Annotated in this window: 15 protein-coding genes; 8 read left to right on the top strand and 7 right to left on the bottom strand. The window is 67.7% G+C overall.

The annotated features are described in order from the left end of the window. Nucleotides 1-139 precede the first annotated feature (139 nt). Entirely contained in the window at nt 140-964 is an 825-nt protein-coding gene (locus tag ON38_RS32590; RefSeq protein ID WP_051165571.1) for a Mut7-C RNAse domain-containing protein, read from the top strand. Nucleotides 965-1128: 164 nt separating this feature from the next. Here the strand turns inward: ON38_RS32590 and ON38_RS32585 are convergent, their stop codons facing one another. Then, on the bottom strand, nt 1129-1437 hold the full coding sequence (locus tag ON38_RS32585; RefSeq protein WP_157182035.1) for a PepSY domain-containing protein: 309 nt from the start codon (nt 1435-1437) through the stop codon (nt 1129-1131). 561 nt (nt 1438-1998) lie between these two features. On the opposite strand from ON38_RS32585, the gene ON38_RS32580 reads away from it, so the two are divergent. Further along, nucleotides 1999-3372: an alpha/beta hydrolase-fold protein gene (locus ON38_RS32580; protein ID WP_039829124.1), complete on the top strand. Its 1374-nt coding sequence runs from the start codon at nt 1999-2001 to the stop codon at nt 3370-3372. Nucleotides 3373-3665: 293 nt separating this feature from the next. Next, nucleotides 3666-4931, top strand: a complete 1266-nt coding sequence (locus ON38_RS32575; RefSeq protein WP_085995544.1) for a DUF2252 domain-containing protein — start codon at nt 3666-3668, stop codon at nt 4929-4931. A gap of 36 nt (nt 4932-4967) precedes the next feature. Here the strand turns inward: ON38_RS32575 and ON38_RS32570 are convergent, their stop codons facing one another. Beyond that, nucleotides 4968-5777 carry an IclR family transcriptional regulator gene (locus tag ON38_RS32570; protein WP_051165569.1) on the bottom strand — a complete coding sequence of 270 codons (810 nt, stop codon included), beginning with the start codon at nt 5775-5777 and terminating at the stop codon, nt 4968-4970. 63 nt (nt 5778-5840) lie between these two features. Between ON38_RS32570 and ON38_RS32565 the strand changes: the two genes are divergently transcribed. The 5 genes from ON38_RS32565 to ON38_RS32545 all read left to right on the top strand — a co-directional run bounded on the left by ON38_RS32565 (nt 5841) and on the right by ON38_RS32545 (nt 10326). After that, nucleotides 5841-6998: a cupin domain-containing protein gene (locus ON38_RS32565; RefSeq protein ID WP_039829123.1), complete on the top strand. Its 1158-nt coding sequence runs from the start codon at nt 5841-5843 to the stop codon at nt 6996-6998. Then, nucleotides 6995-7825 carry a fumarylacetoacetate hydrolase family protein gene (locus ON38_RS37265; RefSeq protein ID WP_039829122.1) on the top strand — a complete coding sequence of 277 codons (831 nt, stop codon included), beginning with the start codon at nt 6995-6997 and terminating at the stop codon, nt 7823-7825. The genes ON38_RS32565 and ON38_RS37265 overlap by 4 nt, the downstream gene beginning before the upstream one ends. Beyond that, nucleotides 7822-8448 carry a maleylpyruvate isomerase family mycothiol-dependent enzyme gene (locus tag ON38_RS37260; RefSeq protein ID WP_039829121.1) on the top strand — a complete coding sequence of 209 codons (627 nt, stop codon included), beginning with the start codon at nt 7822-7824 and terminating at the stop codon, nt 8446-8448. The genes ON38_RS37265 and ON38_RS37260 overlap by 4 nt, the downstream gene beginning before the upstream one ends. A gap of 12 nt (nt 8449-8460) precedes the next feature. Continuing rightward, nucleotides 8461-9714 (top strand): FAD-dependent oxidoreductase, encoded by a 1254-nt coding sequence (locus ON38_RS32550; protein ID WP_039829120.1) that lies wholly within the window; start codon nt 8461-8463, stop codon nt 9712-9714. A gap of 249 nt (nt 9715-9963) precedes the next feature. Next, nucleotides 9964-10326 carry a cupin domain-containing protein gene (locus tag ON38_RS32545; protein WP_039829119.1) on the top strand — a complete coding sequence of 121 codons (363 nt, stop codon included), beginning with the start codon at nt 9964-9966 and terminating at the stop codon, nt 10324-10326. A 23-nt stretch (nt 10327-10349) separates the two neighbouring features. Here ON38_RS32545 and ON38_RS32540 read toward each other — a convergent pair whose 3' ends face one another. The 5 genes from ON38_RS32540 to ON38_RS32520 all read right to left on the bottom strand — a co-directional run bounded on the left by ON38_RS32540 (nt 10350) and on the right by ON38_RS32520 (nt 15447). Beyond that, complete coding sequence (locus tag ON38_RS32540) at nt 10350-11903, bottom strand: AMP-binding protein (protein ID WP_039829118.1); 1554 nt, start codon at nt 11901-11903, stop codon at nt 10350-10352. 192 nt (nt 11904-12095) lie between these two features. Beyond that, nucleotides 12096-12905 (bottom strand): ABC transporter ATP-binding protein, encoded by an 810-nt coding sequence (locus tag ON38_RS32535; RefSeq protein WP_039829116.1) that lies wholly within the window; start codon nt 12903-12905, stop codon nt 12096-12098. Beyond that, nucleotides 12898-13740 (bottom strand): ABC transporter permease, encoded by an 843-nt coding sequence (locus ON38_RS32530; protein ID WP_039829114.1) that lies wholly within the window; start codon nt 13738-13740, stop codon nt 12898-12900. Before ON38_RS32530 ends, ON38_RS32535 begins: the two co-directional genes overlap by 8 nt. Further along, entirely contained in the window at nt 13718-14740 is a 1023-nt protein-coding gene (locus ON38_RS32525; protein ID WP_039829113.1) for an ABC transporter substrate-binding protein, read from the bottom strand. Before ON38_RS32525 ends, ON38_RS32530 begins: the two co-directional genes overlap by 23 nt. Continuing rightward, on the bottom strand, nt 14737-15447 hold the full coding sequence (locus ON38_RS32520; protein WP_039829112.1) for a TenA family protein: 711 nt from the start codon (nt 15445-15447) through the stop codon (nt 14737-14739). The genes ON38_RS32525 and ON38_RS32520 overlap by 4 nt, the downstream gene beginning before the upstream one ends. Nucleotides 15448-15601 lie beyond the last annotated feature (154 nt).

The following is a 15601-nucleotide window of genomic DNA, read 5'->3' as shown; positions in this document are numbered from 1 at the left end:
TTCCACCGGCCCTGGGCGATATCGAGTACTTCCGCTGCGGTCTCCGGATGGTTGCCGCGCTGATCCGCGCCTGCCGCCCGGGTAAACTGCGAGGTCACGCAGGGTTCCTGAGGCAGTACGTAGAGCACGGAGTTCCATCATGCAGACTCCCGCCGCCGAGACCGCGGACGAACCGGCCGGCATCGAATTACGCGTCTACGCCGAGCTGAACGATTTCCTACCCCCACGCTCCCGGTTCTCGGCGCTGCGGCGTCCCGTACGGTCCCATCAAACCGTGAAGGACGTCGTCGAAGCGGCCGGTATCCCGCACACCGAAATCGACCTCCTGCTGGTGAACGGGGAATCCGTCGGCTTCGGACACCACCCCGGTCCGGGCGATCGGCTCGCCGTCTACCCGGTGTTCGAGAGCCTCGATATCGCCGCACTCACCCGCGTGCGCCCACACCCCCTGCGTGAACCGCGCCTGCTCGTCGACGTCAACCTCGGAGGCGCCGCTCGACTGTTACGGCTGATGGGCCTCGATGTCCGCTGCGAATTCGACGCTCAGGACGCGCGACTCGCCGAGATCGCCATGGACGACCACCGCATCCTGCTCACCAGGGACCGCGGTCTGCTCGCCCGCCGCATCGTGACCCACGGCCTGTTCGTGCGCGCCGACCTTCCGATCGATCAGGTGGTGGAGGTGATCGACCGCCTCGACCTGGCCAACCACCTGCACCCGCTCACCCGCTGCCTCCGCTGCGGCGCGTACCTGGCGGACGTGGCGAAGGCCGACGTGATCGACCTGCTTCCTCCTCTCACCCGCCACTATCACGACACCTTCCGCCGATGCACCGGCTGCGCACAGGTCTACTGGGCGGGCACCCACCAGGACCGCCTCGACGAACTCGTCGCCCGCATCATGTCGAAGATCCGGCGGCCCTCTCCACCACAGGCCGCCCGAGTTCCGGGCTCACCTCGGTGACGGTCGGCTTCCCGGGCCCCCGAACCGGCTCGGCGACAGCCGGGGCGCGTCGATGCCTCCGGAGCCCGGCCGGGACCGGATTTCCGATCGTGGTGGAGTCCCCGGCGGCCGGCGCGACGATTCCACGGCGCTGTCGGAACCGTCGGCCGGCGCCGGGGCCCGGCTCAGTCCTCGTCCGGTTCGACGGACAGCACCGTGGCGGTGTTCATATCGACCGTCACCTCGTAGCCGGCGCCGTCACGGGTCCGGAGGTCGACCTCCAGCTCGGGGACACCGCTGGACAGGTCGACTTCGACGGATTCGACCGTCGCCCCCATCAGCGCCTGCCGCGCCGCCTCCAGCGACTGCTGGTCGTCGGGCGCCGGCTGCGCGGTCGCAGCGGCGGAACCACTCCCGACGAGTACCACCGCGAGCGCTGCGCCTGCCCACAGTCGGCGCACTCCGCCGGTGTGATGACCGATCCTGTACATCAATGCATCCTCCTCGATATATCGGTAGCCGGAGCCGCGATTACCGCATATTGCGTCGTTTGCGCTGGTAGGAAGTACTGCGCCTGCTGAGGTACCCACTCCGGGACGGCCTATGCATCTCCCGCATACCGGCATGCAAACCGGTCCAGGTGCGGGCGCGTCCGGTCACCGCGCCGAGTGGCTCGCGCTCCGCGGACACGACTTCGGAATTCCGACAGCTTTGCCTACCGGGGCCGAGGTGACCGGTAGCCGGGGACCGGGACGTGACAGCGGCAGGCGTCACTGTGCGAGCGGTCGGGTCCGGACAGGGCCGCAGAAACCGGTCGTGAACCCGAGCCCCGCATTGCGTTGGGTCGCCGCCCGGGGCAGTGTCCCGCAGATGGCCGGACGCCGACTCCTGATGCCATCGGTCACACCGAACGCGATTTCGATCATCGCCCGACTCGTTGCCGAATCTCGCCTTCGGACAACATTTTCGCCGATCAACCAGTTCTTCCGAACTACTGGACAACGAATTACCCCCGTTGGACACTAGAGCAATCTGCTATTGAAGGGGTGATTCAAATGGTCAGAACACATACGGTCGCCGCAGGGGAAACGTTGCCTGCCTTGGCATTGCGCTTCTACGGTGACGCCGGGCTACACCGGCTGATCGCCACCGCCGGCGCGATCACCGACCCCGACGCCATCGACGCCGGACAACACTTGATCATCCCCGATTTCACCAGATACGAAGTCGTCGCCGGGGATACATTGGCGGCCTTGGCATCACGCTTCTACGGTGACGCCGGATTGCACCGACTGATCGCCGACGCCAGCGCGATCACCGACCCCGACGCCATCGAAGCGGGGCAACAGCTGATCATTCCCGACCTGATGAGATACAAAGTGCTCGCCGGAGATACGGTCTCGGAGTTGGCGTCGCGGTTCTACGGCGACGCCTCGTTGGCTCCGCTCATCACCACCGTCAACGGCCTGGCAGATCCCGAGGTCATCGATGCCGGGGATGTCCTGGTGATATTCGTCGGGCGCAGCGACGGATTCGGTCTCACGATCGTGGACCGCAACGAGAGCGACCCTCGTATGTGGTACTACCGGTTCCAGACCAGTGCGATCGGCTGGAACCCGGGAGTCAACGTCCTGCTTCCCGACGACTACCCGACCAGTGGACTCACCTATCCCGTCCTCTACCTCCTGCACGGTGGCGGTGAGGACTTCCGTCAGTTCGATTTCCTGGGTATCCGCGACCTGACCGCCGGGAAGCCGATCATCGTCGTGATGCCCGACGGCGGGCGCGCGGGCTGGTATTCCAATCCGGTCAGCTCGTTCGTCGGCCCGCGCAACTGGGAGACATTCCACATCGCTCAGCTGATCCCCTGGATCGAGGCGAATTTCCGCACCTATGCCGAGTACGACGGCCGTGCGGTCGCCGGGTTCTCGATGGGTGGCTTCGGCGCGTTGAAGTACACCGCGAAGTACTACGGCCATTTCGCCTCGGTCAGCAGCCATTCCGGCCCGGCGAGTCTACGGCGCGATTTCGGGCTGGTCGTCCACTGGGCGAACCTCTCCTCGGCGACCGTGGAATTGGGTGGCGGCACGATCTACGGCGCACCGTTCTGGAACCAGGCCAGGGTCAGCGCCGACAACCCGGTCGAGCGGGTCGAAAGCTACCGGAACAAACGGGTCTTCCTCGTCGCCGGTACGAGTCCGGATCCGGTCAACTGGTTCGACAGTGTGAACGAGACCCAGGTGCTCGCCGGCCAGCGGGAGTTCCGTGCGCGCCTGAGCGACGCCGGCATCCCGCACGAATGGCACGAGGTATCCGGTGGTCACGTCTTCCGGCCCGAGATGTTCACCGTCGATCTCGACGGCATCCTCGCGCGGCTGCGGCCGGCGGCCCTCGTACCCTCCGCCGGTGTGCTACCGGGTGCCGCCTGAACTGCGTTTCCTCGACAGGTGAGGTCGCGAGGCCGGCCCGCGACGGTGCCGGGCCGCCTCCGGCCGACGTGGTGCGACGTCGCCGATCTCCCCGATCGGCAGATCAGCGGGGACGAGCGCGGCCGAAGGGCTTCTGGCACGATCGGATTCATCGCCGCCACGGCCCGGCGGCCACGATATCTCGACGAGAGGACCGGCCCGGAATCGTGAGTACGGACAACGGGACCAGCGAAGACGGTTCGCACGACCGCAAGGCCGAGATCGTCGAGGTTTTCACCGACGCCTTCGGGGAGATGATCGCCGCGGACCCGGACGCGTTCCGCAAGAAGTTCCGCAAAATGGCGGACAACCCGTTCGCCTTCTACCGCGGGTCCGCCTGTCTTTTCTACAACGATATGGCCGCCACCGGGGACCGGTGGGCCGATGAGCGCACCGGAAGGATCTGGATCCAGGGCGACCTGCATGCGGAGAATTTCGGCACCTATATGGATTCCGCCGGCCAATTCGTCTTCGACGTCAATGATTTCGACGAAGCGTATCTCGGCGCGTTCACCTGGGATATCAAACGGTTCTGCGCCAGCGTGGCGCTGCTGGCCCGCCGCAAGGCCGTCTCCGATGCCGATATCGAGGCACTGACCACGACATACGCGCGCTCCTATATGCGGATGGTGCGCGCCTTTCACGAGGGCACCCAGAACGAACAGGACTTCAAACTGCATCTGCGCAATACCGAGGGCCCCGTGCACGATGTGTTGCTGGACGCCCGGATGAAGACCCGCACCGCCCTCCTGGCGAGCACCACCATGGTCGAGAACTACGAACGCCGATTCCGGCCGGGCAAGGACGTCCGCTCTCTGAACGAAGAAGAGCACGCCCTGGTGCTGGACGCCTTCACCGGATACCTGGAGACGATTCCGGCACACAAGCGGTTCCGGAGCATCACCTACCAGGTGAAGGATATCGTCGGCCGAAAAGGCTTCGGGATCGGGTCGGCGGGGCTGCCCGCGTACAACATCCTCGTCGAGGGGCAGACCGAGGCGCTGGAGAACGATGTGATCCTGTCCATGAAGCAGGGGAATATCGCCGCGCCCGGCCGGATCGTGCAAGACGAGCGGATCCGAGACTATTTCCGGCACCACGGGCACCGCACCGCCGTGTCCCAGCGCGCCCTCCAGGCCCATGCCGACCCCTGGCTCGGCTACACCGAGATCGGCGGGGACGGATATATCGTCTCCGAACTCTCACCGTACGTGCACGACCTCGACTGGTCCGATCTCACCGAGCCGGAGGAAATGCAGCCGGTGATCGAATACCTCGGCCAGGCGACCGCGGGTATGCATTGCTTCTCCGACGCCGACTCCGATCAGACACTGGTCGATTTCCAGAGCGAGGGGGCGATCATGGCGGCCATCGGGTCCGACGAGGACGAATTCGTGCGCGATATGGTGGATTTCGGCCGGTCATACGCTCGTCGCACGCGCACCGACCACGAGCTTTTCGTCGATGCGTTCCGTAATGGCGAGATCCCCGGACTGGAGCGATCGACACCGATTCTCTGACCACCGCCGCGGTGACGAGCGCGGAGCCGGCCTCTTCTACTCGTGCCGCTCGGGCTGCGGCGTCGTTCCTCGGTCGGCGCCCCGGCTCGCTTCGATCCCGCCCGCGGCCCGGTGCAGGGTGGCGACCAGCGCCGGCAACTGATTCGGGGTGTAGCGGACCGAGGGCATCGATACCGACAGGCCCGCCAGCGCGGTCCCGTCCGCCTCCCGCACCGGAACCCCGACCGCGACCACTCCGCGCTCCGAGAGCCCGTCGTTCAGCGCGAACCCCGCCCGGCGGACCTTGGCGAGCTGGGTGCGCAGACTCGGCAGGTCCGGCCGTTCGTCGGGACGCTCCGTATATCGTGCCTCGTCGTAGAGCTCGTCCAACTCGGCCGGGTCCAGTTCCGCGAGCAGCACCAAGCCGGCGGTGGTGCGATGGGCCGGGAACACCATCCCCTCCCGCGACCCCACCCGCAGCGCCTGACGGCATTCGACACTGGCGATGAACCGGGCAGTGTCTCCCGTCCGGATCGTCAGGTTCGCCGACTCCCCCACCAGATCGACCAGTCGTTGCAGATGCGGCAGCGCGGCCGCCCGGAGCCGCGAGGTGCGCGACTGGGAATGGGTGGCCAGTTCGAGCACCGGGCCCGGGTGGTACATCCGCTGCTCGTCCTGTACCGCGAAATCCCGGTACACCAGCGTCTGCAGCAGACGATGCGCCGTCGACCGCGCCACCCCGAGCCGTTCGGCGACTCGGCTGACCGTCAGCCCACCCTCCAACTGGAGCATGACCGCCGCGCGCAGTGCGTGATCGGCACTGGTCACGACGTATGCCGGTGGGGTCTTCGGTGCTGTTTTGCCCATGTAACCGTTCTGCTCTCCAGAATTATCTGTTCCGCTGGCTCGACAAAGGCCACTGTAGGCGATATGAGCACCACGGACACCCCCGTCCGCCTGCGGGCGGTCGCGGCGCCGGACCAGCCGGACGTCACTCCTGCCCTGGAGGAGCTGTACCGCGGTTTCGAGCAGGAGTTGCTGGTTCCGCTGTGGACCGAGATCGGTGATCTGATGCCGGCGCATCCGCGGTCGCGGGCGGTGCCGCATCTGTGGCGGTGGGAGAATCTGCTGCGGCTCGCGGCGCGGGCGGGCGATATCGTGCCGGTCGGCCGCGGGGGTGAACGGCGGGCGATCGCGCTGGCGAATCCGGCGCTCGGTGGGCGGCCATTCGCGACACCGACGTTGTGGGCGGCGATCCAGTATCTGATGCCCGGGGAGGATGCCCCGGAGCACCGGCACACGCAGCACGCCTTCCGGTTCGTGGTGGAGGGCTCGGGAGTGTGGACGGTGGTCGGCGGCACCGGGGATACGGCGAACGGGGACGCGGTGCCCATGCGGCGCGGTGATTTCCTTCCGCAGGCGGGGTGGAACTGGCATGCGCACCACAATGCGACCACGGAGCCGATGGCCTGGATCGATGGACTGGATATTCCGTTCCAGTACGTCGTGGAATCGCAGTTCTTCCAGTTCGGGCGCGCGGAGATCAGCGCCGCGGAGCGGATCACGCCGAAGCGGTCGCGGTCGGAGCGACTGTGGGGGCATCCGGGGTTACGGCCGCTGTCGGTGGGTGCGGTGGCGCCGGGGTCTCCGCTGCTGGCCTACAAGTGGGAGCACACGGATGCCGCGTTGAACGATCAGCTGCTGCTGGAGAAGGAAGGGTACGGCGGGACCGTCGAACCCGGGCACGCGGCGGTGCGGTTCTCCAATCCGCACGACGGCACCGATGTGCTGCCGACCATGCGAGCGGAATTCCACCGGGTCGCCCGCGGTTCGGAAACCGCGCCGGTCCGCGAGACCGGGTCGTCGGTGTATCAGGTGTTCGACGGATCCGGCACGGTGACCGTGGGAGACACGAGCTGGTCGGTCACCCGCGGTGACCTGTTCGTCGTCCCCTCGTGGGAACCCTTCTCCGCCAGATCGGAGGCCGGATCCACCGATTCCGATTCCGGCGCCCTGGACCTTTTCCGTTTCTCGGACGCGCCCGTTTTCGAGGCGCTCCGGCTCGACCGTCAGGAGATCACCCGATGAAACTCGCCACCCTGCGCGTCGACGGCGGCACCCGCGCGGTGCGCCTCGACGGTGACGCACTCGTCGACCTGGGCTATGACGATCTCGGCGCGCTGTTCGCCCGGGACGACTGGGCCACGATCGCGGCCGAAGCCACCGGGCGGACCTGGCCGGTGACCGGCGCGGACTTCGCGGCCGTGGTGCCGAACCCGTCGAAGGTGATCTGCGTCGGGCACAACTACACCAACCACATCAAGGAAATGGGACGCGAACTGCCGAGCTACCCAACGCTTTTCCCGAAGTTCGCGGATAGCCTCATCGGGCCCGACGATCCGATCGTGAAGCCGGCCGAGACCGACGCGCTGGACTGGGAGGTCGAGCTGGTGGTGGTCGTGGGCAAACCGGTGCGGCGGGCCACCGAAACGGAAGCCGCGGACGCCATCGCGGGGTTCACCGTGATGAACGATGTGTCGGTGCGGGACTGGCAGTTCCGCACGATCGAATGGACGCAGGGCAAGATCTGGGATTCCTCCACCCCGGTCGGACCCTATGTCGTGACCCCGGACGAGGTGGGCGGGGTGCGACCGGCGCTCGAGGTGGAGACGCTGGTCGACGGGCAGGTCATGCAGCACGACGATACCGGGACGCTGCTGTTCGACCCGGTGCGCCTGGTGCGGTACGTGTCGACGGTCATCCGGTTGAATCCGGGGGACATGATCGCCACCGGCACCCCGGCCGGAGTCGGTCACGCCCGGGACCCGAAGGTCTATCTGGTCGGCGGGGAAACCGTGGTGACCCGGATCGCCGGGCTGGGGGCGTGCACGAACAAGGTCGTGAAGGCATCGTGACCGGACGGACCCACGCCGACGCGCTGAAGTGGGCCGAGCACGGGACGGGGCTGTTCGTCACGCAGGCCGCCTTGCTCGACGACCGGTCGATGGCTGCGCCGAGCCTCCTGCCCGGGTGGACGCGTAAGCATCTGGTGGCGCATGTCGCGGCCAATGCGGACGCCCTCGGGAATCTGGCGCACTGGGCACGTACCGGCGAACGTAGGCCGATGTATTCCTCGCCCGACCAGCGCAATGCCGATATCGAATCAGGCGCCGCGCTGTCCGCGGACGAGCTGACCATCTGGTTGAACGAGGCAGTACGCAAACTGTCCGTCGCGATGGAGGCACTGAGCGAGGACGACTGGCACCACGAGGTCGTCACCGCGCAGGGGCGGACCGTCCCGGCCACGGAGATCCCGTGGCTGCGGGCGCGCGAGGTGTGTGTCCATGCCGTCGATCTCGGCACGGGCACCACCTTCGCCGACCTCCCCGACACGTTCCTCTCCGCGCTCGTCACCGATATCCGGGGCAAGCGCGGACTCGACGAAATCCCCGACGGCCCGCTATCCGAGGTCACCGCGTACCTCGCCGGTCGTCCCCATTCCCTCGCCGGCGTCCCCGACCTCGGCCCCTGGTTGTAGAGGAGGCTCATCGTGAGCACCCCTGACGTCGTCATCGTCGGCGGCGGCATCGGCGGGCTGAGTACCGCTTTCGCACTGTCTCGGCTCGGTCTGCGGGTGCGGGTCCTGGAGCAGGCGAAACAGTTCGGTGAGGTCGGGGCGGGGATCCAGCTCGCACCCAATTGCACACGCATCCTCAACGACTACGGCCTGCTGGACGAGGTGAAGGCCCGCGGGGTCGTGCCCGACCGGATGGTGATGCGGGACGCGGTGGACGGAAGCGAACTGACCTCGCTCGACCTGCGTGATCTGGAGCGCGAGTACGGATTCCCGTATCTGGTCATCCACCGCAGTGATCTGCACGCACTGTTCCTGCAGGCATGCCGGGACGCGGGTGTCGAACTGCTCACCGAACAGCGCGTCGTCTCCTACACGCAGGGTGATGGGAAGGCCGGTGCGACGACGCAGGCCGGTGCTGTGCACGAGGCGAATATCGTGATCGCGGCCGACGGGTTGCATTCCGTCGCGCGCACACTGTTCACCGACGACCGGCCGGTGTCCTCGGCCTATGTCGCCTACCGCGGTACCGTGCCGATCGCGGAGGTGGACCGGCCGGTGGACCTCTCCGAGGTGGTCGTCTATGTCGGTCCACGCTGCCATTTCGTCCACTACGGTCTGCGGGGCGGCGATCTGCTCAACCAGGTGGCGGTATTCGAATCCCCGAAGGCCGTGGCCGGGCTCGACGATTGGGGCACTCCCGACGAACTCGATACCGCCTTCGCCGCGACCTGCGATTTCGTCCAGGATCGGCTGCCGCATATGTGGCGGGACAAATGGTGGCGGATGTACGACCGCCACCCGATCGACAGATGGGTCGACGGGCGCATCGCGCTGCTCGGCGACGCCGCCCACCCACCGCTGCAGTACATGGCGCAGGGCGCGATCATGGCGATCGAGGACGGGTGGGTGCTCGCCGAACACGTGCGGCGTCTGCGGGGTGACGACGGCGACGTCGACTGGGCGGGGGCACTCGCAGCGTACGAGGCGGTCCGTCCGGAACATTGCCGGCGGGTCGTGCTGACGGCCCGGGCGTGGGGTGAGCTCTGGCATCTCGACGGGGTCCGGCGCGCGCAGCGCAATGTGCTGCTGCGGGAGCGCTCGATCGACGACTACTCGTTCACCGACTGGATCTACGGTCCGACGGCCTTGTTCCCCGAAGACGAGCCACCGATGTTCGAGCCGATACCGCTCGACTCGGGGGACCGGGTGGGTGCCGGGCCCGCGTAGTCGCGCCCCGGACCGGAAGCGCGACCGGTCCGGCCCGCGAACCGGTCGCGAGCGGGCGTCCCTCGTCACCGCGCATCGGGCTCGCACGCCTGTGGCGGCCCGTCGGCTTGCCGCCGCCACCGGCCCGCCAGTAAAATGTGATGCCTATCACACGAAATTCTGGGCTGTACCCATATCGGCGGCGCAGGCGCCCGAGGAGGCAATTCGACCCATCAGGAACGGGGATTCGCAGTACCGAGGAGAACGATTATGCCCGGTTTGGTACGCAAGAACTTCGATTCGCCCGAGGAGACCCGTCCGTTCGAGGCAGGCAAGGGCAAGATCGACCTGGTCAACCTCGACGCCGGTCCCGTGGGCCGGGCGGTCTTCGAACCCGGCTGGCGCTGGTCGGAACATGTCCGGCCGATCGCCGGGACCGACAGTTGCCAGGCGCCCCATACGGGCTACTGCGTCTCGGGGCACCTGGCCGTGGTCATGGACGACGGCGAGAAACAGGAATTCGGCCCGGGCGATTTCATGATCGTCCCGCCCGGACACGATGCCTGGACCGTCGGCGACGAACCCTGCGTCATGATCGACTGGCAGGGGGTCGCCGACTACGCCACGCGGTGAGCTTCACGCGAGCCCGCCGGATATCAGTTGACCTGGCGGCCGCGACCGCTCCAGTACGGTGCGCGCAGTTTGAACTTCTGGAGCTTTCCGGTCGCGGTCCGGGCCAACTCGCTGCGGAACTCAACCGAGGTGGGCGCCTTGTACCCGGCCAGCCGCTGTTTGCACCAGGCGATCAGTTCGGCTTCGGTCGCGTTGCTCGCTTCGGCGTCCGGGGTCAGCACGACCAGCGCTTTGATGGTCTCGCCCCATTTCTCGCTCGGTACCGCGATCACCGCCACCTCCGCGACGGCGGGATGGGAGAACAGGCAGTCCTCGACTTCGATCGAGGACACGTTCTCGCCGCCGGTGATGATCACATCCTTTTTGCGGTCGGCGATGGTCAGGTAGCCGTCGGCGCCGAGGGTTCCGCCGTCGCCGGTGTGGAACCACCCACCGGCCAGCGCGGCCGCGCTCTCCTCGGGGCGGTCCCAGTAGCCCTCCATCACCACATTGGACCGGGCCAGCACCTCGCCCGCGCCCTCCTCGGGTTCTTCGGCCCGCAGCCGGACGCCCAGGGCCGGGGCCCCGGCACGGGTCAGCTTCCCGGCCCTGGTCTCCGGATCGAGGTCGTCCCATTCCGCCCGGGAGCGGTTGACGGTCAGCAGCGGTGAGGTCTCGGTCAGGCCGTAGATCTGGATGAACTCCCAGCCGAGTTCCTCCTCGACACGGGCGACGGTTTTCGTCGGCGGCGGCGCCCCGGCCATGATGATCCGCACCCGGTCGCGGCCGGGGATATCGCCCTCCCAGGTCTGCGCGGCGTCGAGCACCGCGGCGGCCACCGCGGGGGCCGCGCACAGCACCGTGACGCCGTGATCGCGCACCCGGCGCAGGATCTCGGCCCCGTCGATCTTGCGCAGGACGATGTGGCGGGCACCGACGCCGGTCATCGCGAACGGCATGCCCCAGCCGTTCGCGTGGAACATCGGCAGGGTGTGCAGATAGACGTCGCGGTCGCTGATCGTGGTGTGCAGGCCGAAGGTGACGGCATTGACCCAGATACTGCGATGGGTGATCTGCACGCCCTTGGGGCGAGCGGTGGTCCCGGAGGTGTAGTTGAGGGTGGCGGTAGCGGATTCGTCGGGTTCCCACGGCCGCGGCACCGCCCCGGGGGCAGCGTAGAGGTCGGTGTCGTCGCCCAGCACGAACTTGTGCTCGCAGTCGACCTCGCCGAGCGAGTCCGCGAGTTCGGGGTCCACGTACAAGGCCCGGGCCCCGGAGTTCTCGACGATGTAGCGCACCTCGTCCGGGCGCAGACGGAAGTTGATCGGGACCAGCACCCGGCCCCATCCGCTCACCCCGAAGAACGAGGTCAGCAGGCGACTCGAGTTATGGCTGACCAGCGCGACCCGGTCCCCGGCCCCGATACCCAGTTCGTCGAGGCGGGCGGCCTGTCTACGGGCCAGGTCGGCGACCCCGGAGTAGGTCAGCGAACCCTGGCCGGGCGCGGGCTGGGCAGGCTCGTCGACGATCCCGATCCGGTCGCCGTAGACGACTTCGGCGCGATCGAGGAAATCGGAGACACTGAACGGGACGAACATGGCCCTCCTACGGATCTCGCGTGCCCCGGGAGGCGAATCTGCGGACCTCCGGCGCGGTCCGACGATTGTCTCGCCGAACCGGCCGCGGCGGGCCGGAATTCTTACGGCGGTCAGCCACACGTCGGCAATCAGCCGGTTCCCGTACCGCGAGCCGGCATCCTGGACCGCCGGCCGACCGATTTTCCGAGTGCCTCAATGGTCTCGCCGGGCGAGCGCGTGACGTGCTTCCTCGTGGAGTACGTCGAGCAGGTCCTGCTCCAGGGCCACGAACTCGGGGGTCGCGATCATCGACAACTCCCGTGGCCGCGGCAGCTCGACACGCACGTCGCGGCGCACGGTAGCCGGTCGCGCCGACAGCACGATCACCCGGTCCGACAGGTACACCGCTTCCCGGATGTCGTGGGTGATCATCAGCACCATCCATCGGTAGCGCTGCCAGACCTCCTGCAGCCACGCCTGCATCTCGGTGCGGGTCAGCGAGTCCAGCGCGCCGAACGGCTCGTCCAGCAGCAGCAGTTCGCGTTCCTGGACCACGGTCCGCAGCAATGCGGCCCGCTGCCGCATACCGCCGGAGAGCTGGGACGGCCGGGCGTCCTCGAATCCGGACAGCCCGAAGACCGGGAACAGTTCGCGGGCCCGGCGCCGGGCCTCCGGCTTCGGGACGCCCTGCACCTGTAATCCCAGGACGGTGTTGTCGAGGACGGTGCGCCACGGGAACAGCAGATCTTTCTGCGGCATATAGGCGCAGTGCGGTGCCGTCGGCTCGCCGTCGCTCGTGCCGAAACGGATACTGCCCGAGTCGGGGGTCTGCAGACCGGCCAGCATATTGAAGACGGTGCTCTTGCCGCAGCCGCTCGGGCCGATGACGGAGACGAACTCGCCCGGCTGCGCGGTGAACGACACACCGCCGAGCACCTGCCGGTCGGGGCGGTGCCGGCCGGTCCGCGGAAACGATTTGGTGAGGGCGTCGACGACGATCCGGTGCCCTCGCGCGTCAGTCACGCCGGCTCCTGTTCTCCGCGCGCGACCACGGTGCGACGATTCGTTCGACCACGAAGGTCAGCAGGTACAGCGCGATACTGAGCAGCGCGGTGACGAGAACCGCCGCGAGCACCAGATCGGTACGGAAGGAGTTCTTCTGCAGGCTCATATAGATGCCGAGACCTTCGCTGGCACCCACGTATTCGGCGAAGACCGCACCGACGACGGCATAGGTGATCCCGATCCGCAATGCCGTGAAGAAGCGCGGCACCGCGGACGGCAACCGCACGTACCGGAACACCTGGATCCGGGACGCCCCCATACTGCGCAGTAGCGCACCCGCCTCGCGGTCGGCCGCGGCGAATCCCTCGATCAGCCCGATTGCCATCGGGAAGAAGGTGACGAGTGCGACGACCAGCACTTTGGGAAGCAGTCCGAAACCGAACCAGATGATCATCAACGGTGCTATCGCGATGATCGGCAGCGTCTGGGAGGCGACGAACAGCGGTACGAACGCGCGCCGCAGCCAGGGCGAGAAGTCGACCACGACGGCCAGCAGCCAGGCCAGGATCAGCGATACCGCGAAACCGGCCAGTGTCACCTGGAGGGTTGCGGCGGCATGCGTCCCGATCTCGTCGCGGTGTGCCCACCCCTGTGCCACGACTCGGCCCGGGGACGGCAACAGTTGCGGACGGATACCGCTGATCTCGACATAGATCTGCCACAGCGCGACGAGTAGTGCCACGGTCACGACGGACGGGAGCGCCCAGCGGATCCCGGCCGATCGGCCCGGCGCGGTCCGGGCGACCGGGTCGGTTTCGGGCGCGGTGTGGTCAGGGGGCGGCGAGGTAGTCATTGGTGAAGTAGCTCGACCAGTCCGGTTCCTCGGTGAGCGGGGCACCGTCGGGACCGGTCAGCAGACCCTTCTCGTACAGGAAGCCGGAATTCGCCGCCCACTGCTCACGGGTCTGGCCGCCCACCCGGCCGTCCGGCCCCTTCATGAATTGCTCGGCCAGCATCCGCTGGCTCTCGAAGACCAGGCCCTCGTCGTTGAACGCGCCGGGATTGGCGGCGAGAAGGTCCCGGGCGGCGGCGTCGGGATCGTCCGCGGCGAACTGGTAACCCCGCTGCAATGCCTGCACGAACTTGCGCGCCCGATCGGGGTTCGCGGCCAGCCAGTCCTGGTTGGCGTCGACCACGATGGCGTACGCGTCGGGGAAACCGAAGTCGGTATAGCGGAAGTACCGCATCGGCGTGCCGTGGTGCTCGGCTTCGATACCCTCCCAGCCGAGGTAGGAGACGGTGAAGTCGGCTCTGCCCGAGTAGACGGCCTCGTAGGCCGACGTACCCAGGGTGACGGTCGTGAATTCGCCGCGGCCGCCGTCGTTGCGGATCACCTGCTGGAGCGCTTCCACCTCGCCGGGGTCGCCGAATCCGGCATAGGTCTTGCCGTCCAGGTCCTTCGGGCGCGTGATGTCGGCGCGATCGGCCTTCACGCCGATCCCGGTCGCCCAGTGTTGCAGCGGTGCGAGCACGGACACGGTATGCGCTCCCGACGCCCGCGCGAAGGTCGACGAGTTGTGGGTGCTGATACCGAATTCGGCATTCCCGGCGTCGACGACCGTATCGACCGCGGTGTTGTTGTACGGCAGGATCTGCACATCCAGACCGGCCTCGGCGAAGTAACCGCGCTGCTGCGCGACGAAGAGCCCGGTGTGGTTGGTGTTCGGCGTCCAGTCCAGGGCGAAACGAATGGTCTCGCCGGCGCCCGGACCCGCGGTGCAGGCGGTGAGCGCGGACAGCGCGGCCACGGTCGCGACCGCGGCCGCGAGGGCGCGGCGCAGGCGGCCGCTCATGCGGCGGGCCAGGGCTGCGGATACAGGGCGGTGTCCCAGAACATCAGCTCGTAGCGGGTGGCCACGGTGAACGCGGTCGCCATCGCCGCACGCTCCCGCTCGCTCGCGGCCGCGGCCGCCGCGTCGACGTACGACCGCGCCGCGGTCGCGGATTCCTGGAACTCCGCGGCGCCGTAGGTGGAGACCCACTGGGCGTACGGGTGACCGGGGTCGGCCGCGAGCACCTCCGCGGCGCTCGCGGCCAGACCCCGGCCGACCTCGGCGTATATCCAGAAACACGGCAGCGCGGCCGCCGCCCCCACTGCGTAGGACTCGGTCGCGGCGGTGGCGATCAAGTAGGAGACATAGCCCAGACACGCCGTCGACGGTTCCGGCTCGCCCTCCCGGGCGGGGAGCCGGCTGTCGCTGAGCAGGTCGCTGTGTAGCTCCGCCTCGACGGCGACCGCAGTGGCCGCCGAACCCGCCCAGAACTGCGCGGCCTGCGCGTCGGGAGATTTGGCCGACAGGAGGGCCAGCACCTTCGAGTAACCGGCGAGGTACAGCGAATCCTGCTCCACATAGGTACGGAACACCTCGAGCGGCAGGGTGCCGTCGCCGAGCCGACGCAGGAATTCGAGTTCATCGATGGCACCGCGCAGATCCTTCGTCCGATCCCAGAGGTATTCGGTGAATCTGCCGGATCCGGTGGTGTGCGCGCGTGAAGCCAAGACATTCCTTCGTCAGCATTACCTGGACAGGTTCTCGGGTATGTTCTCAGCCCCGCATGCGCGGAGCACCCCGTGTCAGAACGAAACCGACCATAACAGCCGAGCGGCGGGCGGTGGGCGGGTAGGTCGTACCCCGATCGGCTCGCGGAGCGGG

Origin of the sequence: Nocardia testacea NBRC 100365, from assembly GCF_000308775.1 — a bacterium.
GTDB classification, from domain to species: Bacteria; Actinomycetota; Actinomycetes; order Mycobacteriales; family Mycobacteriaceae; genus Nocardia; species Nocardia testacea.
Note: the sequence above shows the minus strand (reverse complement) of the source record. Positions and strands in the feature narration are given on the sequence as shown.